The following is a 25,892-nucleotide window of genomic DNA, read 5'->3' on the forward strand; positions in this document are numbered from 1 at the left end:
GTTTTCCCTTTCCGTCAGACAAGAAGGTTTTGAGCCCATGATCCCGCGCTACTCCCGACCGGAAATGGTCGCCATCTGGTCGCCCGAAACCAAGTTCCGTATCTGGTTCGAGATCGAGGCCCATGCCTGTGACGCGCTGGCCGCTCTCGGCGTCATTCCGAAGTCGGCCGCCGACACCATCTGGGAAAAGGGGGGCAAGGCGACCTTCGATGTCGACCGCATCGACGAGATCGAGGCCGTCACCAAGCACGACGTCATCGCCTTCCTGACGCATCTGGCGGAAATCGTCGGCCCGGACGCGCGCTTCGTGCACCAGGGCATGACCTCGTCGGACGTGCTCGACACCTGCTTCAACGTCCAGCTCGTGCGGGCTACCGACCTGCTGCTCGCCGATATCGACAAGCTGCTGGAAGCCCTGAAGCGCCGCGCCTTCGAGCACAAGGACACCGTCACTATCGGCCGCTCGCATGGCATCCATGCCGAGCCCACCACCTTCGGCGTCAAGCTGGCGCTGGCCTATGCCGAATTCGAGCGCTGCAAGCAGCGTCTGATCGCCGCCCGCGAGGAAGTCGCAACCTGCGCGATCTCCGGCGCTGTTGGCACCTTCGCCAATATCGATCCCCGCGTCGAGGAACATGTCGCCGCCGCACTCGGCCTGAAGCCGGAACCGGTCTCCACGCAGGTCATCCCGCGCGACCGTCACGCGATGTTCTTCGCCACCCTCGGCGTTGTCGCCTCCTCGATCGAGCGTCTTTCGACTGAAATCCGCCACCTGCAGCGCACCGAAGTTCTCGAAGCCGAGGAATATTTCTCGCCTGGCCAGAAGGGCTCCTCGGCCATGCCGCATAAGCGCAATCCGGTTTTGACGGAAAACCTGACGGGCCTCGCGCGCATGGTTCGCTCTTATGCCATCCCTGCGATGGAAAACGTTGCGCTTTGGCACGAGCGCGATATCTCGCATTCGTCCGTCGAACGCATGATCGGTCCGGACGCGACCGTGACGCTCGACTTCGCGCTTGCCCGCATGACCGGCGTTATCGACAAGCTGCTCGTCTATCCCGACAATATGATGAAGAATATGAACAAGTTCCGCGGACTTGTTCACTCACAGCGTGTACTGCTCGCATTGACGCAAGCCGGGGTTTCTCGCGAGGATTCCTATCGCCTCGTCCAGCGCAATGCGATGAAGGTCTGGGAAGAAGGCAAGGACTTCCTCGAGGAATTGCTCGCCGACCAGGAAGTGCGCGCAGCACTGTCCGAAGAAGACATTCGCGAAAAGTTCGACCTCGGCTACCACACCAAGCATGTCGACACGATCTTCAAGCGCGTCTTCGGCTAAGACTTGGCTGGATTGCTCTGATTGCGAGTTGAGGCGGTGCCGCTAGTGCGCCGCCTTTTTCGTTTGTTGGTAGATTTGGCGGCGACCGTGCGATTGTGCTCGACGCTTTCACCCGCATCGCCCGCATGCCGCTCGTGATGGCGCTTCGCTGCCTTCTCGACCAGCCGGTCCAGATGCTTGAGGTCTTCGTCGTCGAGATTTTCGATGCCGACAAAGCGGTTTTCGGCCGCGCTCGTCAGGATCAGCTCGTTGAGTTTGGCCTGGATTGCCCGCGTGTCACGCGTCTGGGCGTTTTGCAGCAGAAACACCATCAGGAAGGTGACGATCGTCGTGCTGGTATTGATGACAAGCTGCCAGGTATCGGAATAGGCGAAGATCGGCCCGGTGGCGCCCCAGAGAATGACGGAGAACAAGGCCAGCACGAATATGGCCGGCTTGCCCGTCCATTCCGAGACCGTGATCGCAAAACGAGTGAAGATGTGCGTAAGCCAAGCCATGATCCGCATCTCCTTGATGATGCGGATCAACGTGGCAACGCTGTTGCGGTTCCAACGATTTCCAGGAGCCGCTGAAAACGCCGGCGTCTAGTCCTGGGCCACCACCAGCTTGCGGTAGAGATGCCAGGATGCATGGCCAAGTATCGGCATGACGACGGCCAGGCCCGCAAAAATCGGGATGGTGCCGAGGACAAGAAGCGCCGCAACGATCAGCCCCCAGACAGCCACCGGAACGGGATTGGTCAGCGTCGCCCGGATGCTCGCATCGATCGCGGCGACGACACCGACGTCGCGGTCCAGCAGCAATGGAAAGGTAACGATCGTAGTCGCCAGCGCGACGAGTGCGAAGACGAAGCCAATCGCGTCGCCCCAAAGCATCATGGCCATCCCTTCCGGCGTGGTCAGGACACTGGAGGCGAACGAAGAAAGCGTAGGCGCTACGCCATCCCCGAAATAGAGGAAATAGATATTCTGCGCCACAAAGAGCCAGACGATGAACAGGCCGAGCAACATGAGGCCGGCAACGATGATCGACGGCAGTGCCGGAGAAAAGCGCACGTCGAAGGCATGGCTCCAGGACGTATCCAGTCCCTTCTCGCGCCGCCGACTGATCTCATAGAGACCGATCGCCGCCATCGGGCCGAGCAAGGCAAAGCCGGACATCAGCGGAAACAGCAGCGGCAACAGATTCCGGTCAGTGCTCCAGATCGCCAGCGCAATGCCGGCAATCGGATACATCAGACACAGGAAAACGTAGTGCGAAGGTTTCTCGCTGAAATCGTCCAGCCCCATTTTAAGGGCGTCGACGAGATCGGCGATTCCGATCTTGCGGATGGCGGGGCGCGTAAAGCTATGGTCCGCTCCAGCCATGACGTGAAATGCCGTCATAATGCTCTCCTCCTCAACCGTGGTGCTCGGCTAGCGGTGCAAATGGCGGCAAAACAGGCGCCGACATCGTCATTCGCTACCGGCAAAGGCCAGCCTAACAAATTTTGCCGCAATTGTCGCCTTTTTCCCTTGACAGTTGGGTTCACACTTTCCACATCGGCGCATCATGAAAGTCTCCGACGCAGATATCCTCATAGTCCCCGGTTACACCAATTCCGGCCCGGATCACTGGCAGACGCGCTGGGAGCAGAAGCTCTCGACGGCGCGGCGCGTGGAACAGGCCGAATGGTCGAAGCCCGTTCGCGATGATTGGATCGCCCGCATTGCCGAAGAGGTGAATGCTTGCGACAAGCCGGTCGTGCTCGTGGCGCATTCGCTTGGCGTGCCCTCCGTGATCCATGCGATCCCGCATTTCCGCAACAAAGTCGCCGGCGCCTTCCTGGTCGCGCCGCCCGATGTCGCCAATCCCGACATCCGCCCGAAACACCTGATGACGTTCGGCCCCTACCCGCGCGAACCACTGCCGTTTCCTTCGATGACGATTGCAAGCCGCAACGACCCCTTCGGCAGCTACGAGCACGCCGATGACATCGCCAACAGCTGGGGCTCTCTGCTGATCGATGCCGGCGAGTCCGGCCATATCAACAGCGAATCCGGCCACGGGCCGTGGCCCGAGGGAACGATGGTCTTTGCCAAGTTCCTCAGCCAGTTGAAGCCGTGATATAGCTGAAACGGACGTTCGATGGATGCAGACCGGCTCACTAGCCTGTGAAGTACCGGCCACCTTCATTCCATCGTTAGATAAAAGCCTGTAAAACAGGTGATGACCGGATCCCGATTCTTGCTTTGGCACCCCGCCATGGCCGGAATTCCGAGTAAGGAGGCGTTGGCGGATTGTGAATTCGCTTCTTATCCGTTATGGGGACGCCCACATACGATCCACTTGCGCTATCCCGTGAGCGCCAAAGACAGAGAACAATACCAATGAACCGTCGCCGCCGTATCTACGAGGGCAAGGCCAAGATCCTTTACGAGGGACCTGAGCCGGGCACGCTGATCCAGTTCTTCAAGGACGATGCCACCGCCTTCAACAAGAAGAAGCACGAAGTTATCGATGGTAAGGGTGTTCTGAACAATCGCATCTGCGAATATATCTTCAGCCATCTGAACAAGATCGGCATTCCCACGCATTTCATCCGTCGCCTCAACATGCGCGAGCAGTTGATCAAGGAAGTGGAGATGATTCCGCTCGAGATCGTCGTGCGCAATGTTGCCGCCGGCTCGCTCTCCAAGCGCCTCGGCATCGAGGAAGGCGTGGTGCTGCCGCGCTCGATCATCGAATTCTATTACAAGTCCGACGCGCTCGAAGACCCTATGGTTTCCGAGGAGCATATCACTGCGTTCGGCTGGGCAAATCCTGCCGAGCTCGATGACATCATGGCGCTTGCCATCCGCGTCAACGACTTCATGACCGGCCTCTTCCTCGGCGTCGGCATCCAGCTCGTCGATTTCAAGATCGAATGCGGCCGCCTGTTCGAAGGCGACATGATGCGCATCATCCTTGCCGATGAAATCTCGCCCGACTCCTGCCGTCTCTGGGATGTCGAGACCCGCGAGAAGATGGACAAGGACCGTTTCCGCCGCGATATGGGTGGCCTGCTGGAAGCCTATTCCGAAGTGGCCCGCCGCCTCGGCATCATAAATGAAAACGAACCCGTGCGCGGCACGGGACCGGTTCTCGTCAAGTAAGTTCAGGAAGGACAATCGTGATCAAGGCTCGTGTAACCGTCACGCTGAAGAACGGCGTTCTCGATCCGCAGGGCAAGGCAATCGAAGGCGCGCTCGGCGCGCTTGGCTTTGACGGCGTTCATCAGGTCCGCCAGGGCAAGGTTTTCGACCTCGAGCTTGAAGGCACCGACAAGAGCAAGGCCGAGGCGGAGCTGAAAGCCATGTGCGAAAAGCTCCTCGCCAACACGGTCATCGAGAACTTCAGCATTTCGATCGACTGATTGTCCTCCTTCGCGAGCCATTCTTTCTTTGCCGGAAGCAATGAGGTATGGCTCAAGAAGCACATTCCAGCGATTACCCCTAGCCTATTGCGGGAACAGCATCATGAAATCAGCAGTCGTCCAACTCCCCGGCCTCAACCGTGATCGCGACATGATCGCGGCGCTGACCAAGATTTCCGGCCATGCGCCGGTGACCGTGTGGCAGACCGAGACCGAGATTCCGGATGTCGACCTGATCGTCATTCCCGGCGGCTTTTCCTATGGCGATTACCTGCGTTGCGGCGCTATCGCCGCCCGCATGCCGATCATGCAGGCGATCAAGGACAAGGCCGACAAGGGCGTCAAGGTTCTCGGCGTCTGCAACGGTTTCCAGATCCTGGTCGAAGCCGGGATGCTGCCGGGTGCGCTGATGCGCAACGCCTCGCTGAAATTTGTCTGCCGCGAAGTGAAGCTCGAAGTCGTCAATGCCGAGACGGAATTCACCAGCGCCTATGCCAAGGGCCAGGTCATCCGCAGCCCGGTCGCGCATCACGACGGCAATTATTTCGTCGATCCCGAGACGCTGAAGACTATCGAAGGCGATGGCCAGGTGGTCTTCCGTTATGCGGAGGGAACCAATCCGAACGGCTCCGTCAATGACATTGCCGGCGTCATCAACGCCAAGGGCAATGTCCTCGGCATGATGCCGCATCCGGAAAACCTGATCGAGGCTGCACATGGCGGCAATGATGGCCGTGGCCTCTTCGCCTCTGCACTTGGCGTGATCGCAGCCTGATAAATCCCCGGGCCTGGCGCGGAAACCATAAAATCGACGTCTTTGCACAAAAGAGCAGGGCGTCGGCAAGAAAGCGGTTCCGCTCCTTCGGCAAAGCCAGACCTAACCGCTTATTGGAAAGAGATTGATGCGCCCTCGCCTCCCGACAGGACTTTACTCCGCCGCTGCCATCGCGATGCTTGGGCTTCTGGTCACCTCATGCGGCCCGCGTCCGCCGAGCATCATCGCGACCGATCACAGCGCGCTGTCGACGATGGAGCGCGTCATGTTGAGTGCCAGCGCCTGCTGGTTCAAATCGTCCGACCCGACTTTCGCCAGTTATCAGCTAGCCCCGGAACTCAATTCCTTCACTGGTCGTCCGCGCATCCTCGTGGTCGACAAGAAACATCCGACCGGCCGTCCGTCCCTGGTTGTCCAGGCGGAAGGCAATCCGGCCCAATTGCAGGCCTTCGGTCCGATGTTGAACGGCGCCTCCGGCGGCCGTATCACCGGCGACGTCAATCGCTGGGCTGCGGGTTCGAAGAACTGCACCTAGGCCAATAGCCCGCTCGCATTCCGCGACACTGCAGCCAAAGCATGACGTGCCCTCAACTTTAGGGACCATTGTCATGGATAGATTTGTCATTCTTTCAGGTTGCTCGGGCGGCGGTAAATCGACGCTGCTGGAAGCGCTCAGGCGTCGCGGTCACCACGTGATCGAGGAGCCCGGCCGGCGTATTGTCACCCAGGAACTGGACAGCGGCGGCTCAGCATTGCCATGGGTGGATGCCACCGCCTTCGTCCGCAGGGCAATCGATGTATCACTCGCCGACCGCAAGGCAGCCGCGAAGCTTCCCGGCATTATCTTCTTCGACAGGGGATTGATCGACGCCGCGTCGGCCCTCCAAAAGCTTACCGGCGAACCGGCCCTGACCACCTACGGCCAGTCACATCGCTACAATGGACATGTCTTCCTCACGCCGCCCTGGCCGGAAATATATGTCGGCGACCGCGAGCGAAGACATGACGTCTCCGAGGCCATCACCGAGTATGATCGGCTGACGGTCGATTATCCCGCGCTTGGCTATCAGGTCCATATCCTGCCGAAAATCGGCGTGGAGGAACGCGCCGACTTCGTTCGTTCCGTTCTGGGGCTAAGCTAGACGGCACCCATGCCGCCTTGGCTGTCGCGCACCGTCCTGCTTTAATCCCAGAAGAACGACTTGCTGACCTCGGTCCTGGCCTCGCTTCGTGTCAGCCCGACATCGCTCAACTCATCATTCGTCAAGTCCCGTAGCACCCGGCGGCTTTCGCGTTTCTGCATCCACAGCAAGAAGGATGTCCAGAGCCTATGCGCGGCACGCGACCTTGGCTGCGCCGCCGCCGCGTCCCGCACCGGGGCGAAAGCCTTCTCGGCTTCAGTTGGGTGGATTGTATCAATTGTACTCATTTAAATGCTCGCTTGATGGTGACATTTCGTGGCGTACCGAGCCAAACGATACAATTGACACTTAGTATTGACTCTACAATCAAGACAATCTAGGAAATTGTCATTATGACAAATTGGCTCCCTGACATTTCCAGTGGCAACGGACCGGTCTATATCCGCGTTGCCGACAGCATCGAGAACGCGATCACCCATGGCGTTCTGCCGCCCGGCACCAAGCTGCCGCCGCAACGCAATCTTGCCTACGATATCGGCGTCACCATCGGCACGGTGAGCCGTGCCTATGCGCTTGTGCACGAGCGTGGCCTCGTCGCCGGCGAGGTCGGTCGCGGCACCTATGTGCTGGAGCGTTCGAACGGCAAGCAGATCGAACAGGTGGATCCGATCACCCAGGCGCTTGCCGGCACCCGCGGCCTCAATACGCCAGATGCACGGATACGTTTCGATACGACGGCGGCTCCCGACATCGGCCAGGGGGAGATCATCGGCAAATTGTTCGCCGATATCAGCAACGAACATCAGTCGGAAATCTCCTCCTATTCCAGGAATTTTCCGACGAGCTGGTTTGAGGCGGGACAGATCTGGCTTGCCCGCAACGGCTGGAAGCCCGACATCGAGACCGTCGTGCCGACCTTGGGCGCCCATGCCGGCGCCATTGCCGTCATCTCGGCCGTCACCTCGCCCGGCGACAAGATCGTCTTCGAAAACCTGACCTATACCCAGATCAGCCGTGCCACCCGCCTCCTCGGACGCCGCTCCATATTGGTCGATTCCGACGAGTACGGCATGATTCCGGATGATTTCGAGCGGCTATGCCAGCAGCAGCATCCGCGCCTGGCCTTCCTCATGCCGACAGCACATAATCCCACTCTGGTGACAATGCCGGAATCGCGCCGACGCGCGATCGCCGCCATTGCGCGCCGGCACAGCGTCTGGCTGATCGAGGACGATCTCTACGGCGGCATGACCGGCGACCAGAACCCGTTGATGGCAGCCATCGCGCCCGAGCGCACCTTCGTCGTCAGCAGCCTGGCGAAATCCGTGACAGCAGGCGTGCGCGGCGGCTGGGTCGCCTGCCCCCCGCATTTCGCGCAGCGCATCAAGGTCACGCACAAGATGACCACCGGCGGCCTGCCCTTCATTCTGGCAGAAACCTGCGCCCGTCTGGTACTGGGCGGTCATGCTCTGGATCTGCGCCGCAAATCGGTCGAGGAAATCAGGGCGCGTGAACAAATTGCACAGGAGGCGCTCGCGGGATTCGAGTTCAACTCCCACCCGCATCTGCCGTTCCTGTGGTTGAAGCTGCCTGAACCCTGGTTGTCAGGCACCTTCAAGAATGCCGCCATTGCCGACGGCGTCCTCATAGACGATGAAGACGAGTTCAAGGCGGCGCGCATGGAGAAGGTCTATCACCGCGTTCGGGTCGCTTTCTCGTCTCCGAAACGGCGCGAAGACGTCGCTGCAGGCTTCATGACATTGCGGCGGCTGCTGGAAAACGGATCGTCGGGTTACGATAGTCACATTTAAGCAAGCCTCGGCACTTTATCGACAGCCGACTTGTGAAATTCCGATTCCGCCATCTCGACTCTTAGCACACTACCATTCTATCAATGTTACTATAGATTCGCCCGCCATTCAGGGGGAGTGCATGGCCATCGATAGCGTTTCAGCATGCAATTTTAGCAAGCGTTTAGTTACGAGTTTTCTGGCAATCAGTTCCATATTTTTCGCAGGTGGGTCCGTCGCAATTGCGGCAGATATGGCTGCACCGGCAGCCCCGCCGAAGATTTTCGACGAACTCCGTTTCGGAGCAAGCGGCTCGATCCAGAGCGGATACGACCACGAAAACGGCGTGTTCCCGGACGTCCAGGTGCTGTTCAATCCGTTCGGTTACAATCCGGCCGCCAATTGGAAAGATCAGCTGGCCCATCCGCGTATCCACCTGGGAACCTCGATCGGCACAGCCGGATCTGCGACGCAGGTCTATGCCGGCCTTTCCTGGACGCTGACCCACAGCAACGGCATCTTCACCGAAGCCGGCTTTGGCGGAACGGTGCATTCGGGCAATCTCAATGATTGGACCGAACATGGGCCGATGCTCGGCTGTCGCCTGCTTTTCCATGAATATGCCGGCATCGGTTACAATTTCGACAGCCATTGGAACATGATGGCGCAAATTGCGCATTCTTCGCATGCGAACCTTTGCGATGGTCCGAACGGCGGCATGACGCGTGTCGGCCTTCTGGTCGGCTACAAATTCTGATCGGCGGAGCGTGGCCGCAAATGGCCATATCGCTGCTAGCTTGTTATCAATGCCGGCGTGTTGTGAACGCCGGTGATTTTCCTGTCGCACGACAGGTTGACTTGCGCTAAAGAGACCTCGATCCCCTGACCGGCCTTCAAACCCTTTCCAGGCAAGGACCCTCGAGCGCCCATGACCATTTCCAATTCGATCCAGATCACCCCCGAACTGATTGCCTCCCACGGCCTGAAGCCGGATGAATATCAGCGCATTCTGGATCTGATCGGCCGCGAGCCTTCCTTTACCGAACTCGGTATCTTTTCCGCGATGTGGAACGAGCACTGCTCGTACAAATCATCGAAGAAGTGGCTGCGCACCCTGCCAACGAAGGGACCGCGCGTCATCCAGGGACCTGGCGAGAACGCCGGCGTAGTCGACATCGATGATGGCGACTGCGTCGTTTTCAAGATGGAAAGCCACAATCACCCATCCTACATCGAGCCGTATCAGGGCGCTGCCACAGGCGTCGGTGGCATCTTGCGTGACGTCTTCACCATGGGTGCCCGCCCGGTTGCCGCGATGAACGCGCTGCGCTTCGGCGAGCCGGACCATCCAAAGACCCGCCACCTCGTCTCCGGCGTCGTCGCCGGCGTCGGCGGCTATGGCAACTCCTTCGGCGTGCCGACAGTCGGCGGCGAAGTCGAGTTCGATGCGCGCTACAATGGCAATATCCTGGTCAACGCCTTTGCCGCCGGCCTTGCCAAGTCCAATGCCATCTTCCTGTCGGAAGCCAAGGGCGTCGGCCTGCCCGTCGTCTATCTCGGCGCCAAGACCGGCCGTGACGGCGTCGGCGGCGCGACCATGGCGTCGGCCGAATTCGACGAATCGATCGAAGAGAAGCGCCCGACCGTTCAGGTCGGCGACCCCTTCACCGAAAAGTGCCTGCTGGAAGCCTGCCTAGAACTGATGCAGACGGGCGCCGTCATCGCCATCCAGGACATGGGTGCGGCCGGCCTCACCTGCTCTGCCGTCGAAATGGGCGCCAAGGGCGATCTCGGCATCGAGCTTGAGCTTGACAAGGTGCCGGTGCGCGAAGAGCAGATGACGGCCTATGAAATGATGCTGTCGGAAAGCCAAGAGCGCATGCTCATGGTGCTGCAGCCGGAAAAGGAAGCCGTCGCCAAGGCGATCTTCGTCAAGTGGGGCCTCGATTTCGCCATCGTCGGCAAGACGACGGACGACCTGCGCTTCCGCGTCATCCATCAGGGCGAGGAAGTTGCCAACCTGCCGATCAAAGACCTCGGCGATCAGGCTCCGGAATATGACCGTCCGTGGCGAGAAGCCGACAAGCGCGCTGCCTTGCCCGCCGATCTCGTGGCTGCACCGGAAGATTACGGCCAGGCACTCCTGAAGTTGGTCGGCTCCGCTAACCAGTCCAGCCGCCGCTGGGTCTATGAACAATATGATACGCTGATCCAGGGCAATTCGCTGCAGCTGCCGGGCGGCGATGCCGGCGTCGTTCGCGTCGAGGGCCATGCCACCAAGGCACTGGCATTCTCGTCAGATGTAACACCGCGTTACGTTGAAGCCGATCCGTTCGAAGGCGGCAAGCAGGCCGTGGCCGAATGCTGGCGCAACATCACCGCAACCGGCGCCGAGCCGCTGGCCGCAACCGACAACCTCAATTTCGGCAATCCCGAGAAGCCCGAGATCATGGGCCAGCTCGTCGGCGCCATCAAGGGTATCGGCGAAGCCTGCCGGGCGCTGGATTTCCCGATCGTCTCGGGCAATGTCTCGCTCTACAACGAGACCAATGGCGTCGCCATCCTGCCGACACCGACCATCGCAGGCGTCGGCCTGCTGCCGGACTGGAAGGCGATGGCCCGCATCGGATCTGCCTCTGAAGGTGACCGTGTCCTGATGATCGGCCTCGATGGCAGCCATCTAGGCTCCTCGATCTACCTGCGCGATATTCTCGGCTCGACCGAGGGTCCGGCTCCGGAAGTCGATCTCTTCGCCGAGCGCCGCAACGGCGATTTCGTCCGCTCCGCCATCCGCAACGGCCAGGTCACGGCCTGCCACGATATCTCATCGGGCGGACTGGCATTGGCTCTTGCCGAAATGGCGATGGCATCCCGCAAGGGCCTGAAAATCGATCTGAGCGAAGGCAAAACGCCGACGCATGCAGCGCTTTTTGGTGAGGATCAGGCGCGCTACGTCATCGCCGTTCCGGCCGATGTCGCCGATTTCGTCTGCATCAATGCGGAAAGCGCCGGCGTGCCCTTCCGTCGCCTCGGCACCATCGGCGGTGACGCACTCGTCATCGATGGCGTGCTGTCGCTGCCGGTTGAGCAGTTGCGCGATGCGCATGAATCGTGGTTTCCTGCCTTCATGGATGGCGGCGCTCTCGCTGCCGCTGAATAAATCGAGGTACACCACTCATGCCAATGAACCCCGGCGATATTGAAGACATGATCAAAGCCGGCATTCCCGGAGCCAAGGTGACCATTCGTGACCTGGCTGGGGATGGTGATCACTACGCCGCTGAAGTTGTCGCGGAAGCTTTCCGCGGCAAGAGCCGCGTCCAGCAACACCAGATGGTCTATGATGCCCTGAAGGGCAATATGGGCGGCGTCCTGCACGCCCTGGCGCTGCAGACGTCAGCGCCCGACTGAGACGACCTGCGCCTCAATGCCGGAGTTGACCGTCAGCTCCGGCATGTTTTTCACAGAAAATTCCGCGAAGCGCGATCCCGGCAACGGGCTCGAGGTCATCAGGGTAAAATCGAAGAAGGCGCGCACGTCCGGCCCCAGCACATATTGCCGGTGAACCCGCAAGAAATCGCGCTTGATCTTGGCATAGTGCTTTGCCGACAGCATCTGCTTGAAGCGTATGAACAGGATCGAGGCCTGTTCGGCATCCGGATGCCCGCAAACCTCAACGACCTTCGTCTTGTAGAAATGGATCGCGTCGGTCAGACAGTGTACATCCAGCCAGAAGATATCCTTGCAGTGCGCGATGAGGCCGACGCGTGAGCGCAGCACCGTTGCCGGCCGCATCAGGGCGCATTGCAGAATGGCGCTTCCCAGCGTCACAAACACCACGCGCTTGCCGCGAAGAAGCTCAGGTTCACGCTCAAGCAGCAGACCGACTACGTGGGTCGCCACTGACGATCCCATGCTGTGTGATGAAATGACGATCTCATCGGCATCCGACTCGTCCAGCGCCTGTCGTACGCTGATCGCGCATGCCTCGAGCCATTGCTCGCCGCCGATGCCGTTCAGGCGGGCCATCGCGACAGCCATCTCCCAATCGGAAAAGAGATGCAACGTATGCAGCTTTTCGGTTTGCGGCAGGAAAATGTAGACGAAGAAGGCCACCGCCAACGCGATGCTGCCAATATGACTCCAGGCCGGCAATCCGAACATGAACGGTGTGAATGCAATGGAAAGGCTGAGCAACATCCCGACGAGCATCAGCAGAAACGGGAAGATGAAGAACAGGCCAAAACGCCAGGCATGGCGAAAATAGCCCGTCATCCCTCCCGACGAGGCAACTCTTGCGGCTGCGAGATAACCCTGCGCCAGCCGGGTAAAAAAGGGCCTGCCATTCAGCGCCTTAACAAGATCATCGTGATCGACAATGTGAACGCGGCTTTGCGTCTGCCACTCGGCACCGGCCGTGCTCACATCGAAATAGGGCGCCCGGCCAAAATTCTTCAATTCGCCGATATTAACGGAAAAGTCCCACACGGCACCGGCCTGCCTCGCCGAGCGTTCGTAGCGGGCCCGATGGGCAGCAGCATCCAATGGCTCGAAGCCAGGGAAGTGGAGAACTACCCTTTTCCTAATATTGTCCATAATGTTGTCAGTCCCCGGGGCAGGCTTGCGGCGTCAGATACACAGAGCAATGCGAAGACCACGGCCTATCGGCTTTTTCATGGCAATATTCCACAAAGCCATTCGAAAAACATGAAAAATCAAAAGAGTATCGTCATGCGCGCCGAAAACTGACGAGGACTTCAGGGAAACACCCACCTACCTGCTACACGAAGCGGCATTATCCGTCGCCTCGAACGCCAAAAAAGCGAATCAGATCAGCACTCGCGACCGGGATAAGGCGACGTCTCCGCACATGGATCCGCCGGTGGTGCCGTCATAATCCTCTCGACAATCGGAGGCGTGGCCAGCTGCGGTGTCGGCGCGATCGAAGCGCGATAGCCAAATGCTATGCTGAGAATCAGAACGATGGCACTGACGGTAACAGTGCTGTTCAATATCGAGGCTTTGGGCGTGCGGACATGCTCATAATATTCCCGCTCGCCCTCACTCGTCTCTTCAGAGCTGTAAAACTCACGCTCTTCACCAACCTGGCCCTCGGAATAATGATGATGGCTCATGGTGTTCGCTCCCTCAAAATACGAATGCAATGCTCAGCAAGGAACCGATGCGCGCCAAACCGCACCATTCGACCGACTTTAACAAACATACCGGCCGTTTGTAAATTAGATAGCACCCTAATATTAATCGCCCCTTGCTTCCGATTTATTTGTGTTGTTCAGTCTTCGAGTTGAAGAGGCGATTTCAAAACGCACTGTTCAAGAAAAATGGCTAATCGACAAATTCTGCGGCTCACCGGTCGCGCGCGTCGAAAATTCATTCATGCGATGAAAAAGACATACGGTACGTTTTGCGTCTGGAAATCCAATCGGTCGCTTGCTATTTATGGGAGCAGATTTAACGCTGCGGGCCTTGACCCCGCATGTGAAAGGAACTGGACAATGAGCGGCATCAACGAATTCATCGCAAATGAAGTAAAGAATAACGACGTTGTTCTCTTCATGAAGGGCACGCCCCAGTTCCCGCAGTGTGGTTTCTCGGGCCAGGTGGTCCAGATCCTCGACTATATCGGCGTCGACTATAAGGGCATCAATGTCCTCGCAGACGCCGAGATCCGTCAGGGCATCAAGGACTATTCCAACTGGCCGACCATTCCCCAGCTTTACGTGAAGGGCGAATTCATCGGCGGCTGTGATATCGTGCGCGAAATGTTCCAGGCGGGCGAGTTGCAGCAGCACTTCCAGGAAAGCGGCATCAGCGTTCGCGCCGCCTCCTGACCGGTCACCGGGCTCCTCGTCCGGTTTCCATGTTCAATTCGATCGATAAGGCGCTGCCGTCGGGCAGCGCCTTGATATGTTTATGGGAATAAAACCGTGACGACTTCATCCCAGGCTATGTCCCAGGGGCAGCTGCCCATGGGCAAACGCGAGTTCATCGTGCTCGCGGCCTTTCTGATGGCGATCAATTCTTTGGCCATCGATATCATGCTCCCTGCCCTGCAGCAGATCGGCTCCAGTCTCGGCGTCGAGAACGAAAACCATCGGCAATATGTGGTTACGGCCTATCTGATCGGATTCGGCTCGGCCCAGCTCATTTATGGCCCCCTGTCGGATCGTTTCGGCCGCCGCATCCCCTTGTTGATCGGCATTGTCGTCTACGTCGTCTCGGCCTTCGGCATTGCTCTTATTCCATCCTTTGCCGGGCTGCTTGCATTGCGCTTCATTCAGGGCCTTGGCTCGGCGGCAACGCGCGTCATCACCATCTCCATCGTCCGCGACGTCTTTGGCGGCCGTCTGATGGCCGAGGTGATGTCGTTGATCATGATGGTCTTCATGATCGTTCCGGTCATCGCACCTGGAAGCGGCCAGATCATCATGCTCGTCAGCACCTGGCACATGATCTTCGTCTTCATCGGCACCATGGCGACGCTTGTCGGTCTGTGGATGTACTTCCGGCTTCCCGAAACGCTGAGACCCGAAAATATCAGGCCGTTGACCATCAGGTCGGTCGCATCCGGGTTCAAGATGGTACTGACCAACCGCGTTGCGCTCTGTTACACCATCGCCAGCACATTCCTGTTCGGCGCGCTCTTCGGCTTCATCAATTCCGCCCAGCAGATCTACAGCGGCATCTATGGACTTGGCGTCTATACACCCGTCGCCTTTGGCGGCGTGGCGCTGTTCATGGCCCTGTCTTCCTTCATCAACTCGCAACTCGTCGGCCGCTTCGGCATGCGTCGGCTGTCGCATGCCGCCCTGCTCGGCTTCTCCTTCATCACCTTCATCTGGCTGATGGTGCAGCTTTACGGCCCGGCGCCAATGCCTTTCCCACTGTTCATGATCTTTTTCGCGCTGGCCATGTTCCAGTTCGGCTGGATCGGCTCGAATTTCAACTCACTCGCGATGGAACCGCTCGGCCATGTCGCCGGCACCGCGTCTTCGGTACTCGGCTTCATGAGCACGGTCGGCGGCGCATCGATCGGCGCCGGCATCGGCCAGTATTTCAACGGAACGGCGACACCGATGGTCATCGGTTATTTCACCGTCTCGCTGATCGGCCTGATGTTCGTGCTGATTGCCGAAAAGGGGCGGCTGTTCCGCCCGCACAACGCGCCGCCACCGGCCGACCAATCCCTCGCATTGCATTGACAGGCACATTCCCATGACCCCGCCTCAAGACAATACGCCGGCCCAATCCGGCTCCAACCGCATCGGCCTCGGCATCGTCGAATTCATCTTCATCATTGCATTGATGACGGCGAGCATTTCGATGGGCATCGACAGCATGCTGCCGGCGCTTCCGAACATCGGCCAATCCCTCAATGTCGCCAACCCCAATGATACGCAGCTTGTCATCGGCGTCTATTTCCTCGGCTTCGGCATCTGCCAGCTCTTCTTCGGCAGCCTGTCGGATACCTATGGCCGGCGGCGCATTCTACTCGGGGGCCTTGCCTTCTACACGGTGACGCTGTTCGCAGCGGCCTGGAGCGGCAGTCTCTTCGCCCTGCTTGCTCTGCGCTTCGCCCAGGGCGTCGGCGCTGCGGCCGTGCGCATCACCACGCTTGCCATCGTTCGAGATTGCTTCGGTGGCCGTGAAATGGCGCGTGTGATGTCCTACGTCATGATCGTCTTCATGATTATGCCGATGGTGGCGCCCTTCGTCGGCCAGTTGATCGTTGCCTATTCCAACTGGCAATGGATCTTCATCCTGATCGGCATCGTCAGCGCCGGCCTGTTCCTGGTCGCCTATTTCCGCATGAAGGAAACGCTTCCCGTCGAAGAGCGCCTGCCGCTTTCGGTCGCATCCGTGATCTCCGGCTTCAAGACAGTCCTGACCAACCGCATCACCTGCGGCTACATGATCGGCCTGACGCTCTACACCGGCGTGATCTGCGCTTACATCGTCTCGGTGCAGCAGGTCTTCGGCGAAGTCTATGGCCTTGGGGACACATTCCCGATCGCCTTTGCGGCAACGGCCGCCGGTACCGCTGTGGCGCAGTTCGCCAACGGCTATTTCGTCCGCAGCTTCGGCATGCGCCGCATTTCCCACGCAGCCATGATCGTCTTCACCCTTCTCGGCGCTGTCGGCTACATCGTTGGCATGTTCGGCCAGCCAAGCTTCACCTTCATCTATGTGCTGATCTCGATCATGCTGATGATGTTCGCGGTCATCACCACCAACTGCATGGCCATCAGCCTGGAGCCGATGGGACATCTGGCGGGCACGGCAGCAGCCATCACCAGCTCGATTTCCACGACGGTCGGTGTTCTCCTTGGCGGCATCGTCGGCCAGATGTTCGATGGAACCGCTCAGCCGCTGATCGCCGGCTTCACCATATTCGGTGCGCTCACGATCCTCGCAACCCTATGGGCCGAGCGCGGCAAGCTCTTCACGCATCCCGGCGATACGCCGGCGTTGGAGCCCGGCATGGGTCACGTCTGATCGACGTGACCTTCCTCAAACGCCGCTGCGCGGACGGCTGACCCAGCGCACCGCAGCGGCGATGGCGAGGCCGAACAGCGGCCAGACCGCCCATGGCGTACCGTACCATGTGAATAGATTGATGGCGACGATGCCGATGCCGGTGATGACTAGGCTGGCAATCGCCATGTCGACCTGCTTGTTGCTGCGAACGAAGCGGTACGCGTTGACCCAGATGATGATGAGTATCGGCCATTTCGCCCAGAACTCACCGCTCCAGGTCAGTCCATTGAGCACGGCAAGACCGGCACAGATAATCAGCGGCGTCCCGTAATTGAGCCGCCAATCCTGCAGCAGAGGTATTCTTGCCGCCATATCCGGCGCCCGGGCCGGAGCCGGCTGCGGGTTGGACCGATATTCGGATGTCCTGGTGTCGACCACCTGCACGTCACCCACGCGCACCGCATAGCTCGGCACGCCGCCCTCGATATTCTTGACCTCGAGCTGACCGAGAAAGTCGAAGCCGACCGCGACCTTGTTGCGGACCTGGTCGTAAACCGTATTGGAGATGACGATACCGCCGGGAGAGGCGCGCGATTGGAGCCGTGCGGCGATATTGACACCGTCACCATAGAGATCACTACCATCGGCGATCACATCGCCAAGGTTGATGCCGATGCGAAACAGCATCTGCTTTTCGGTATCGAGCGCAGCATTGTAGCCAGCAAGCTCGTTCTGGACATCAACGGCTGCCCGCACGGCTTCGACAACGCTTGGAAACTCGGCGAAGACACCGTCGCCCCAGGTATTGATCACTCGGCCGCCATGCGCCTCGATCAGCCGCGTCATGGCATCGCGATATCGACGAAGGGTCGCAAGCGTCCCCTCCTCGTCCCTGCCCATAAGACGCGTATAATCCTGCACGTCAGCGCAGAAGATGGTGGTCAGCTTGCGGCTCGTCTCGGACATCTGCCTCATCCTCTCGACAAGCGCCACCCACGGCCCTTGCCTCTGCCAAGAAGATAACCTTCCCCGCGTGACTTTCCAAGTGGTCACGCCGGTTGCCGAGCCGGGCCGATGCAGCCTGCTAGACGGTGAAAACCTCGCGCCGCAGCAGCTCCCAGGAATCCTTGTCCACGGCGATCAAAAGTCCGCCATCGAGATGCTGCGGCAGATAGGGCGAACCGTCGAAGCGGCGCGCATAAGCGCCGGCTTCCTGCGAGATGAGCGTACCGGCCAGATGATCCCAGGGCATGAGCTTATTGTACATGAGATAATGGACATGGCCGCCGGCGAGCGTGCGATATTCATGCGCAGCACAGCGATAGTTGGTGGAATAACGCACCTTGGCGAGATTGCCCATGATCTCAGCCCGCTTGCCCTTCGGCAGGAAGCCGGTCGATGCCATGCCGACCATGTCCTCCAGCGCAACCGGCGGGGCGACCTTCAGGCGCAGCGTCTCGCCATCCGGACGCCGCAACCAGGCGCCACTGCCGCGTTCCGCCAGCACCCAGTCGTCGCCCATCGGATCGAAGATAATCCCGGCAACCGTTTCGCCCCTGGAGATCACCGAAGCCATGACACCGAAAGCCGGGATGCCGGAGGCGAAATTGAACGTGCCATCCACGGGGTCGACGATGATGGCCAGATCCGCGCCGGCCAACTTGTCCAGCAGCGTCGGATCGGCCGCGACCGATTCCTCGCCGATGAAGAGCGCCTCGGGCCAGAGCCGCGACACCTCTGCCTTCACCATCCGCTCGGCGCGTTCGTCGGCCTCGGTCACCAGATCCGTCGCTTCGCTCTTGACGCGGACATCATCACTGCCAAGCCTGCGGAAGCGCGGCAGAATTTCCATCTGCGCGGCGCGGCGCAACACATGAGCGAGGGTGGTGATGTCAACGAGCGATGTCATGATGTGGTCCTTCCTTTCAGTCGCCGATAATGTCCCGGCGGATCGTTTGCCAGCTATCCCTATCCGGCGCAGAGATGATGCCGCCCGTCGTTTCACCGGGACGGTAGGGTGAGCCGTCGAATTTGGCCGTATAGCCGCCGGCCTCCTGATGCGCCAGCACGCCGGCGAGATGATCCCAGGGCATTAGCTTGGAATGGCCGATGAAATGCCATTTGCCTGACGCCACCATCCAATATTCATAGGCGGAGCAATTGAGCGAGAACGTCATGCGCGTCTTTGCGAGATTGGAGCAGATGCGCGACCTCTCCGGCTCATCCATATGCCCCCAGGATATCGCGCCGGTCATGGCGCCGAGCGCTGCGGGCGCCGCCACCGAAAGCCGCCTCGTCTGCCCCGTTTGCCGGCGCAGGAAGGTGCCCGCGCCACGCATGGCGGTGACGCTATCTCCGAGAACTGGATCATAGATGAGGCTGGCGATGGTCTCGCCCTTGGCGACGACGGCGACGATCGTGCCGAACACCGGCAATCCCGCCGCGAAATTGAACGTGCCGTCCACCGGATCGATGGTAAAGGCCAGATCCGCATGTGCCAACGCCGGTACGACCGACTTATCGGCCTCATAAGCCTCCTCGCCAACGATAAGAGCGCCTGGAAAGCGCGCCTTCAGCGCCGCTGTGATATGCTTCTCGGCAAGGAGATCAGCCTCCGTCACTAGATCGATGGCCGAGGTCTTTTCCGATATGTCAGCGTCACCCAGATTGCGGAACCGCGGCAGGATTTCCTGCGCCGCCGCCTCGGCAACGATCGTCGTCAGATAGTCGAAGTCCGTATCGGAGAAAGTCATCGGAGGCCTCTGTTTTGAAAGGGCTTCCTCTTATGACCGATTCGATGGCGCTGGTGTGGCAAAACTGCCTAATTGGTGTCGGTTTGCCCAGTCATCAGGCCAGCGAAATCAAAGAGCTTGGGATCGAGCAGATGTGAGGGATTCACATGCGCCAATGCGCGCAGCATCGTATCCTTGCGGCCCGGCATGCGCCGCTCGATATCGGCAAGCATGTCCTTCATCGCGTTGCGCTGCAGCCCATCCTGCGAGCCGCAGAGATCGCAGGGAATGATCGGAAACTGCATGGCGGCGGCAAACTTGGCGAGGTCGTCTTCGGCGGCATAGGCGAGCGGACGCAGCAGCATCAGGTCGCCCTCGTCGTTGAGAAGCTTTGCCGGCATCGATGCCAGGCGGCCACCGTGGAAGAAGTTCATGAAGAAGGTTTCGAGGATATCCTCGCGGTGATGTCCGAGCACCAACGCGTCGCAGCCCTCTTCGCGTGCGATGCGATAGAGATTGCCGCGGCGCAGACGCGAACAGAGCGAACAATAGGTGGCACCCTCAGGCACCTTTTCCTTCACGATGGAATAGGTGTCACGATATTCGATACGATGCTCGACGCCGATCTTGGCCAGATATTCCGGCAGGACATGTTTCGGAAAGTTCGGCTGGCCCTGGTCGAGATTGCAGGCGATCAGATCCACCGGCAGCAGACCGCGCCATTTCAGGTCGAGCAGCAGCGACAGCAGCCCATAGGAATCCTTGCCGCCGGAAATGCCGATCAGCCAGCGCTTCTGCCCCTTCAGCATCTGGAAATCCTCCAGAGCCTGACGCACCTGCCGCAAAAGCCGCTTGCGGAGCTTGTTGAAGGAGACGGACCGAGGCGCGTCGAAAAACATCGGATGCACGCCGGAGCCGGCGTCTTCAGCCTCGATATCGATTTCGTCCATCACCGTCGTCGCGATATTCATTCCATCGTCCTCAGTATCTTGCCACGCTGATAGCAGAAAGCGCGTCAAGAAGACACCGCATCAATCACCGAATACCGACCAGCCCGTGCGTGCTGCCAGCATTTCCAGCGCCACCGCGCCGAGCTGAGAATTGCCGACCTTGTTCAGGCCCGGCGACCAAACGGCGATGGAGCCGATGCCCGGCGCTACGGCCAGGATGCCGCCGCCGACGCCGCTCTTGCCGGGAAGGCCGACATGATAGGCGAAGTCGCCCGAGCCATCATAATGGCCGCAGGTCAGCATCAAGGCATTGATGCGTCGCGCCCGCTTCGGTGAGACGACCGAATGGCCTGTGATCGGATTGCTGCCGCGTGCGGCGAGATAGAGCCCCGCCTTGGCAAGCTGCTGGCAACTCATCGAAAGAGCGCATTGGTGGAAATAGACACCGAGCGTGTGCTCGACCGGATGGTCGAGATTGCCATAGGCACGCATGAAATTGGCGAGCGCGAAATTGCGGAAACCCGTTTGTGTCTCCGACCGCGCCACCCTGTCGTCGATCGTGATCGTTTCGTCATCGGCCACATAGCGCACGAAGCGTAGGAGCTCGCCGATCGCCTCGCGCGGCGCATGACCTGACAACACCACATCGCTGACGGCAATGGCGCCGGCATTGACGAAGGGATTGCGGGGAATGCCTTCTTCACGCTCGAGCTGGACGATGGAGTTGAAAGCGGTGCCAGACGGCTCGCGTCCCACCCGCTTCCACAGGCTTTCGCCGACCTTGCCGAGCGCCAGCGTCAGCATGAACACCTTGGAAATGCTCTGGATGGAAAAGGCTACATCGGCATCGCCGACACTATGAACCTCTCCGTCGACCGTCGCGATCGCCATGCCGAACTGCTTCGGATCGACCTTGGCGAGCTCCGGAATATAATCGGCGACCTTGCCTTCGCCGATGCGCGGCGAAAGCTCAGCATGGATGCCGTCAAGAACTGCCTGCAAATCGGTCATAGAGCGCTCCAAGACAAAAAAGCCGCTCGAAGGGAGCGGCTTTTCCATTCATCAAGAAGAATATCCGCTTATTAACGCGAATAGAATTCGACGACCAGATGCGGTTCCATGACGACGGCGTAAGGCACGTCGGCAAGAGCCGGGACGCGAGCGAAGGTCGCAACCATCTTGTTGTGGTCGGCTTCGATGTAGTCCGGAACGTCGCGCTCAGCGAGGGAAACCGCTTCCAGAACGGTGACCAGCTGCTTGGACTTTTCGCGAACTTCGATGACGTCGCCAGCCTTGCAGCGGAACGAACCGATGTTGACGCGAACGCCGTTGACCGTGACGTGGCCATGGTTGACGAACTGACGCGCTGCGAAGACGGTCGGAACGAACTTGGCGCGGTAGACGATCGCGTCCAGGCGCGATTCGAGCAGGCCGATCAGGTTTTCCGAGGTGTCGCCCTTGCGGCGGTCAGCTTCAGCGAAGATGGCGCGGAACTGCTTCTCGCGCAGGTCGCCGTAGTAACCCTTCAGCTTCTGCTTGGCGCGCAGCTGCACACCGAAGTCCGAAAGCTTGCCCTTGCGGCGCTGGCCGTGCTGGCCCGGGCCGTATTCGCGACGGTTTACCGGGGACTTCGGACGGCCCCAGATGTTCTCGCCCATACGGCGGTCAATTTTGTACTTGGACGATTCGCGCTTGCTCATCGCATTTCCTTTCAAACGTTGCCGCGGCCCGTTGCCGAACCGCGAAGGAAACACGCCCTCCTCTGAACTCCGTTTTCGAGCTCTGACAGGCTTCTCACATTAGCGAACGGAGAAAGCCACGGGACATGTCAAATGAAACACCGGACATTTCTGCCCGGCGTTGGGGCGGTCTCTAAGGGGTCGTCATGAAAATGTCAACAGCGCCTGGCGCTCTTCAGCAAGAATACGGCAGCTATTCCGCCGCCGCTTGCTCGCCGCCATCAAGATCAGGCGCATTGGCGTCGCCCGGCACAGTCTGGCATCCCATATCCGGGAAAGCGACGATGCGCTTGCCGGAGAAGTCCGTGTGGACGACAACGCTGCCCTGTTCCTCGAAATAGCTGAGCAGACGCCGGGCGCGACGTGCCGAATGCGTGCCGTAGGCGCGGGCGATACGGGCATCGGATGGGCATGGCTCGCTGCCGATCGCCGCCTTGGCCAGCATCAGGAACACACCCTGCAGATCATCAGTGACGCTCGAGGAGAGCGAAAGAGCCGTTGCCCACTGATCGGTCGCCATGATCGCTTCGTCGGCGCCTGAACGTACGATCGCCACGCGGCGACGGAACTCCGACAAGCTCATCGGTGTACCAGGCACGCGGCGCATGCGCAGCCGCACGAGAAATTCCTGATAGAGCACCGAATCCGTGCGGAAGCCGGAAGCCGGATCGTCAAGGATCTCCGACAGCACACCGCCCACCCTCGCCTCGCGATCCTCGCTCGATAGTTCCGGCTGGCTGACCCTCGGCTCGGCCGGAGCCGAACTTGCCGCCGGCACGGAGCGGGAAAGCTCGGCCAGAATGTCAGTTGTCGGACGTGGCGCAGGCGTGGTGCGACGCACGATGGCCTTGGAAAACTCTTCCGGATCCGGCGTGAAGATCAGGTCTTCCACATCCTGCGGCGCATCCGGCAGCGGCATCAGCTTCGGGCTCGATGAACGCGCCGAGGTTTCGACGGAACCAATGGTGATCGGCAGCGGCCGCCGCGACAGCGCCGGGCCGAGCGCTACAAAATTGCCGCGCTTCAGATCGCGGAACATTTCCGCCTGACGCCGGTCCATGCCGAGCAGATCGGCGGCGCGCGCCATGTCAATATCGAGAAAGGTGCGGCCCATCAGGAAGTTGGAAGCCTCGGCCGCAACGTTCTTGGCAAGCTTTGCCAGGCGCTGCGTGGCGATGACGCCGGCAAGACCGCGCTTTCTGCCGCGACACATCAGGTTGGTCATGGCGCCGAGCGACATCTTGCGCGCATCTTCGGAGACATCGCCACCCACGGACGGTGCAAACATCTGCGCCTCGTCGACGACGACGAGCACCGGATACCAGAATTCGCGATCGGCATCGAACATGCCATTGAGGAAGGCGGCAGCGGCACGCATCTGCTGCTCGATATCGAGCCCTTCGAGCGTCAGCACGCAGGACACACGATGCTGGCGAATGCGGTTGGCGATGCCGGCAAGCTCGGCCTCTGTGCGTTCGCCATCGACGACGACGTGCCCGAATTTATCGGCCAGTGTGACGAAATCGCCTTCCGGATCGATGATGACCTGCTGCACCCATTGCGCGGATTGTTCCAGCAGGCGTCGCAGCAGATGCGACTTCCCGGAACCAGAATTGCCTTGTACCAGGAGACGAGTCGCCAGCAGCTCCTCGATATCGAGCTGGGCGCTGGTCCCGCCGGACGCCGTTCCCATGTCGATGCCGACCTGCAATGCACTTCCCCTATGATCAAGAATCAAATGCGGTTGCGTCCCATCTTTCTGAAAGGACGCGCCCTCGTCTAGCAAAGATTTCCAAGCTTCGCGCCCGTGGATTGAAAAAACCCACAGGCAATCGCGATATCAGCGAAACCGGAGATTCGCCCGCGACAGCTCACTGACTGAGGTGCAGCCCATCAGCTTCATGTCGCGCTCGATCTCCGTGCGCAAATGCTTGAGCGCGCGTTCGACGCCCGCCTGGCCGGCGGCGGCCAGCGGATAGAGGTAGAAGCGGCCGAGACCAACCGCCTTGGCTCCGAGCGACAGGGCCTTCAGCACATGTGTACCACGCTGGATGCCACCATCCATCATGACATCGATGCGATGGCCGACGGCATCGACGATCTCGGCCAGTTGATCGAATGCCGACCGCGAGCCGTCCAATTGCCTGCCACCATGGTTCGACAGCACGATGCCGGTGCATCCGATATCGACGGCACGCTTGGCGTCCTCGACAGACATGATGCCCTTCAGGCAGAACTGACCGTCCCAATGCTTCACCATTTCGGCGACATCGCTCCAGTTCATCGATGGATCGAGCATCTCGGTGAAATATTTGCCGATCGACATCGCGCCGCCACTCATGTCCACATGCTCGTCGAGCTGCGGCAGGCGGAATTTCTCGTGGGTGACATAATTCAACGCCCAGGCCGGCTTGATGGCGAATTGTGCGATGCCGGCGAGATTGAGCTTGAAGGGAATGGAGAAGCCGGTGCGAAGGTCGCGCTCACGATTGCCGCCGGTAATACTGTCGACCGTCAGCATCATGACGTTGACGCCCGCTTCCTTCGCCCGCTCCATCATCGCCCGGTTCAGCCCACGATCCCTGTGGAAATAGAACTGGTAAACCTGCGGTCCCGCATGCCTCTTGCGGATTTCCTCAAGACTGACCGTGCCAAGCGAAGAGACGCCGAACATGGTGCCGAGCGAAGCCGCTGCCGCCGCGACCGCGTTCTCACCCTGATGATGGAACAGACGCTGCAGGGCCGTCGGCGAGCAATAGAAGGGCGTCGCGAGCTTTTGTCCCATGACGGTGACAGACATGTCGATCTCGCTGACGCCGCGAAGAACGTTCGGCACCAGATCGCAGCTCTCGAAACTTGCGGTATTGCGCCGAAGCGTCACTTCGTCGTCGGCAGCGCCATCGATATAATTGAAGATCGGACCGGGAAGCCGGCCCTTTGCCAGAGCGCGGAAATCATGAAAGTTATGGCAGTCACGCAGGCGCATGGCTTGCCTCGACGATCAAACTGCAACCATTTTCAAAAGACATCAAATATCGATCTCCCAATATCCGCCGCTCCGTCCGACTTAAAGTCGGTGCAGTCGTGCTTCCCATTTGTAAAGCACATCCGGCTCCCTCTCCTCATTGCCTGCCCCGTCCGACTCGTCAACCACGAAGAAGCCGTGCTTTTCGTAAAAACGGCGCGCAGGCTCGTTTCTCTGGAATGTCCAGAGCGAGAGCACGGGATAGGCCGATTTGGCGACATCGAGCAATCGGCCGCCGATACCCCTACCTTGAGCTTCGGGCAGAACGTAGAGCTGATCGATCCAATCCTCCAGAAAGGCAATGACGCCCACGAGGCGGCCATCTTCTTCGGCGCCCCAGATCTGGCAGTCCTTGAAAACAACGGCACTCCAGAAGCCGACATCCTCTTCCGATGTATGCAGCCCGGAGAGCGTCGGAAGGCGCTCGTTGAAGGAGGCGCGATGAACGGCCGCTGCTGCCGGCATGTCCACGCGATCGAGTTTACGCAACGATATTGTGTCAGTCAT

Annotated in this window: 28 protein-coding genes; 14 read left to right on the top strand and 14 right to left on the bottom strand. The window is 59.7% G+C overall.

The features are described 5' to 3' along the window. Window positions 1-37 precede the first annotated feature (37 nt). Window positions 38-1,339, top strand: a complete 1,302-nt coding sequence (gene purB / locus A6U86_RS05995) for an adenylosuccinate lyase (protein ID WP_068387227.1) — start codon at window positions 38-40, stop codon at window positions 1,337-1,339. On the opposite strand, the gene A6U86_RS06000 is transcribed toward purB, so the two are convergent. Together A6U86_RS06000 and A6U86_RS06005 are read right to left on the bottom strand one after the other, a co-directional pair. Continuing rightward, the gene (locus A6U86_RS06000) at window positions 1,336-1,836 is read right to left on the bottom strand and encodes a low affinity iron permease family protein (protein WP_068387982.1); all 501 of its coding nucleotides are present in this window, start codon (window positions 1,834-1,836) and stop codon (window positions 1,336-1,338) included. The two genes, purB and A6U86_RS06000, sit on opposite strands and share 4 nt — an antisense overlap. 87 nt (window positions 1,837-1,923) lie before the next feature. Further along, entirely contained in the window at window positions 1,924-2,724 is an 801-nt protein-coding gene (locus A6U86_RS06005) for a DUF2189 domain-containing protein (RefSeq protein ID WP_068387230.1), read from the bottom strand. Window positions 2,725-2,890: 166 nt separating this feature from the next. Between A6U86_RS06005 and A6U86_RS06010 the strand changes: the two genes are divergently transcribed. The 6 genes from A6U86_RS06010 (at window position 2,891) to A6U86_RS06035 (ending at window position 6,650) form a co-directional block, all read left to right on the top strand. Continuing rightward, window positions 2,891-3,445: an alpha/beta hydrolase gene (locus tag A6U86_RS06010; RefSeq protein WP_068387233.1), complete on the top strand. Its 555-nt coding sequence runs from the start codon at window positions 2,891-2,893 to the stop codon at window positions 3,443-3,445. Between the two features lie 263 nt (window positions 3,446-3,708). After that, a complete protein-coding gene (gene purC / locus A6U86_RS06015) occupies window positions 3,709-4,473 on the top strand; it encodes a phosphoribosylaminoimidazolesuccinocarboxamide synthase (protein ID WP_068387236.1) in 765 nt (254 codons plus the stop codon). Between the two features lie 17 nt (window positions 4,474-4,490). Next, entirely contained in the window at window positions 4,491-4,733 is a 243-nt protein-coding gene (gene purS / locus A6U86_RS06020) for a phosphoribosylformylglycinamidine synthase subunit PurS (RefSeq protein WP_068387239.1), read from the top strand. A gap of 103 nt (window positions 4,734-4,836) precedes the next feature. Then, on the top strand, window positions 4,837-5,508 hold the full coding sequence (gene purQ, locus A6U86_RS06025; protein WP_068387243.1) for a phosphoribosylformylglycinamidine synthase subunit PurQ: 672 nt from the start codon (window positions 4,837-4,839) through the stop codon (window positions 5,506-5,508). 127 nt (window positions 5,509-5,635) lie between these two features. Continuing rightward, a complete protein-coding gene (locus A6U86_RS06030; protein ID WP_068387246.1) occupies window positions 5,636-6,043 on the top strand; it encodes a hypothetical protein in 408 nt (135 codons plus the stop codon). 73 nt (window positions 6,044-6,116) lie between these two features. Then, window positions 6,117-6,650: an AAA family ATPase gene (locus A6U86_RS06035; RefSeq protein ID WP_068387249.1), complete on the top strand. Its 534-nt coding sequence runs from the start codon at window positions 6,117-6,119 to the stop codon at window positions 6,648-6,650. Between the two features lie 41 nt (window positions 6,651-6,691). On the opposite strand, the gene A6U86_RS06040 is transcribed toward A6U86_RS06035, so the two are convergent. Continuing rightward, window positions 6,692-6,937 (bottom strand): DUF1127 domain-containing protein, encoded by a 246-nt coding sequence (locus tag A6U86_RS06040; RefSeq protein ID WP_068387252.1) that lies wholly within the window; start codon window positions 6,935-6,937, stop codon window positions 6,692-6,694. A gap of 105 nt (window positions 6,938-7,042) precedes the next feature. On the opposite strand from A6U86_RS06040, the gene A6U86_RS06045 reads away from it, so the two are divergent. From A6U86_RS06045 to A6U86_RS06060, 4 genes are all read left to right on the top strand, one after another. Continuing rightward, the gene (locus tag A6U86_RS06045) at window positions 7,043-8,461 is read left to right on the top strand and encodes a PLP-dependent aminotransferase family protein (RefSeq protein ID WP_068387255.1); all 1,419 of its coding nucleotides are present in this window, start codon (window positions 7,043-7,045) and stop codon (window positions 8,459-8,461) included. A gap of 232 nt (window positions 8,462-8,693) precedes the next feature. Continuing rightward, complete coding sequence (locus tag A6U86_RS06050; protein WP_244509834.1) at window positions 8,694-9,197, top strand: acyloxyacyl hydrolase; 504 nt, start codon at window positions 8,694-8,696, stop codon at window positions 9,195-9,197. Window positions 9,198-9,368: 171 nt separating this feature from the next. Then, on the top strand, window positions 9,369-11,600 hold the full coding sequence (gene purL / locus A6U86_RS06055) for a phosphoribosylformylglycinamidine synthase subunit PurL (protein ID WP_068387260.1): 2,232 nt from the start codon (window positions 9,369-9,371) through the stop codon (window positions 11,598-11,600). A 17-nt stretch (window positions 11,601-11,617) separates the two neighbouring features. Then, the gene (locus tag A6U86_RS06060) at window positions 11,618-11,851 is read left to right on the top strand and encodes a BolA family protein (RefSeq protein WP_004108912.1); all 234 of its coding nucleotides are present in this window, start codon (window positions 11,618-11,620) and stop codon (window positions 11,849-11,851) included. On the opposite strand, the gene A6U86_RS06065 is transcribed toward A6U86_RS06060, so the two are convergent. Both A6U86_RS06065 and A6U86_RS06070 read right to left on the bottom strand, forming a co-directional pair. Beyond that, the gene (locus tag A6U86_RS06065; protein ID WP_068387263.1) at window positions 11,837-13,036 is read right to left on the bottom strand and encodes a hypothetical protein; all 1,200 of its coding nucleotides are present in this window, start codon (window positions 13,034-13,036) and stop codon (window positions 11,837-11,839) included. The two genes, A6U86_RS06060 and A6U86_RS06065, sit on opposite strands and share 15 nt — an antisense overlap. A gap of 236 nt (window positions 13,037-13,272) precedes the next feature. Then, window positions 13,273-13,575, bottom strand: a complete 303-nt coding sequence (locus A6U86_RS06070; protein ID WP_068387265.1) for a hypothetical protein — start codon at window positions 13,573-13,575, stop codon at window positions 13,273-13,275. 381 nt (window positions 13,576-13,956) lie between these two features. Between A6U86_RS06070 and grxD the strand changes: the two genes are divergently transcribed. The 3 genes from grxD to A6U86_RS06085 all read left to right on the top strand — a co-directional run bounded on the left by grxD (window position 13,957) and on the right by A6U86_RS06085 (window position 16,957). Continuing rightward, window positions 13,957-14,292 carry a Grx4 family monothiol glutaredoxin gene (grxD, locus tag A6U86_RS06075; protein ID WP_068387268.1) on the top strand — a complete coding sequence of 112 codons (336 nt, stop codon included), beginning with the start codon at window positions 13,957-13,959 and terminating at the stop codon, window positions 14,290-14,292. Window positions 14,293-14,430: 138 nt separating this feature from the next. Continuing rightward, window positions 14,431-15,663, top strand: a complete 1,233-nt coding sequence (locus tag A6U86_RS06080; protein WP_068387270.1) for a multidrug effflux MFS transporter — start codon at window positions 14,431-14,433, stop codon at window positions 15,661-15,663. Window positions 15,664-15,676: 13 nt separating this feature from the next. Beyond that, window positions 15,677-16,957, top strand: coding sequence for a multidrug effflux MFS transporter (locus A6U86_RS06085; protein ID WP_068387273.1), 1,281 nt, complete (start codon window positions 15,677-15,679; stop codon window positions 16,955-16,957). Between the two features lie 15 nt (window positions 16,958-16,972). Here the strand turns inward: A6U86_RS06085 and A6U86_RS06090 are convergent, their stop codons facing one another. From A6U86_RS06090 to A6U86_RS06130, 9 genes are all read right to left on the bottom strand, one after another. Next, complete coding sequence (locus A6U86_RS06090) at window positions 16,973-17,905, bottom strand: adenylate/guanylate cyclase domain-containing protein (protein ID WP_068387985.1); 933 nt, start codon at window positions 17,903-17,905, stop codon at window positions 16,973-16,975. A 118-nt stretch (window positions 17,906-18,023) separates the two neighbouring features. Next, window positions 18,024-18,848: an inositol monophosphatase family protein gene (locus tag A6U86_RS06095; protein WP_068387276.1), complete on the bottom strand. Its 825-nt coding sequence runs from the start codon at window positions 18,846-18,848 to the stop codon at window positions 18,024-18,026. A 16-nt stretch (window positions 18,849-18,864) separates the two neighbouring features. After that, window positions 18,865-19,692, bottom strand: a complete 828-nt coding sequence (locus A6U86_RS06100) for an inositol monophosphatase family protein (RefSeq protein ID WP_068387278.1) — start codon at window positions 19,690-19,692, stop codon at window positions 18,865-18,867. Between the two features lie 68 nt (window positions 19,693-19,760). After that, window positions 19,761-20,642, bottom strand: a complete 882-nt coding sequence (gene ttcA, locus A6U86_RS06105) for a tRNA 2-thiocytidine(32) synthetase TtcA (RefSeq protein WP_068387280.1) — start codon at window positions 20,640-20,642, stop codon at window positions 19,761-19,763. 60 nt (window positions 20,643-20,702) lie between these two features. Beyond that, on the bottom strand, window positions 20,703-21,632 hold the full coding sequence (locus A6U86_RS06110) for a glutaminase (protein ID WP_068387988.1): 930 nt from the start codon (window positions 21,630-21,632) through the stop codon (window positions 20,703-20,705). A gap of 71 nt (window positions 21,633-21,703) precedes the next feature. Continuing rightward, window positions 21,704-22,321 (bottom strand): 30S ribosomal protein S4, encoded by a 618-nt coding sequence (rpsD, locus tag A6U86_RS06115; protein WP_068387281.1) that lies wholly within the window; start codon window positions 22,319-22,321, stop codon window positions 21,704-21,706. A gap of 232 nt (window positions 22,322-22,553) precedes the next feature. Next, a complete protein-coding gene (locus tag A6U86_RS06120) occupies window positions 22,554-24,071 on the bottom strand; it encodes an ATP-binding protein (RefSeq protein WP_068387283.1) in 1,518 nt (505 codons plus the stop codon). A 129-nt stretch (window positions 24,072-24,200) separates the two neighbouring features. Continuing rightward, on the bottom strand, window positions 24,201-25,346 hold the full coding sequence (locus A6U86_RS06125; RefSeq protein WP_068387286.1) for an alpha-hydroxy acid oxidase: 1,146 nt from the start codon (window positions 25,344-25,346) through the stop codon (window positions 24,201-24,203). Between the two features lie 81 nt (window positions 25,347-25,427). Next, a complete protein-coding gene (locus tag A6U86_RS06130) occupies window positions 25,428-25,892 on the bottom strand; it encodes a GNAT family N-acetyltransferase (RefSeq protein WP_068387991.1) in 465 nt (154 codons plus the stop codon).

This window comes from Rhizobium sp. AC27/96, assembly GCF_001692325.1.
Lineage (GTDB): Bacteria > Pseudomonadota > Alphaproteobacteria > Rhizobiales > Rhizobiaceae > Rhizobium.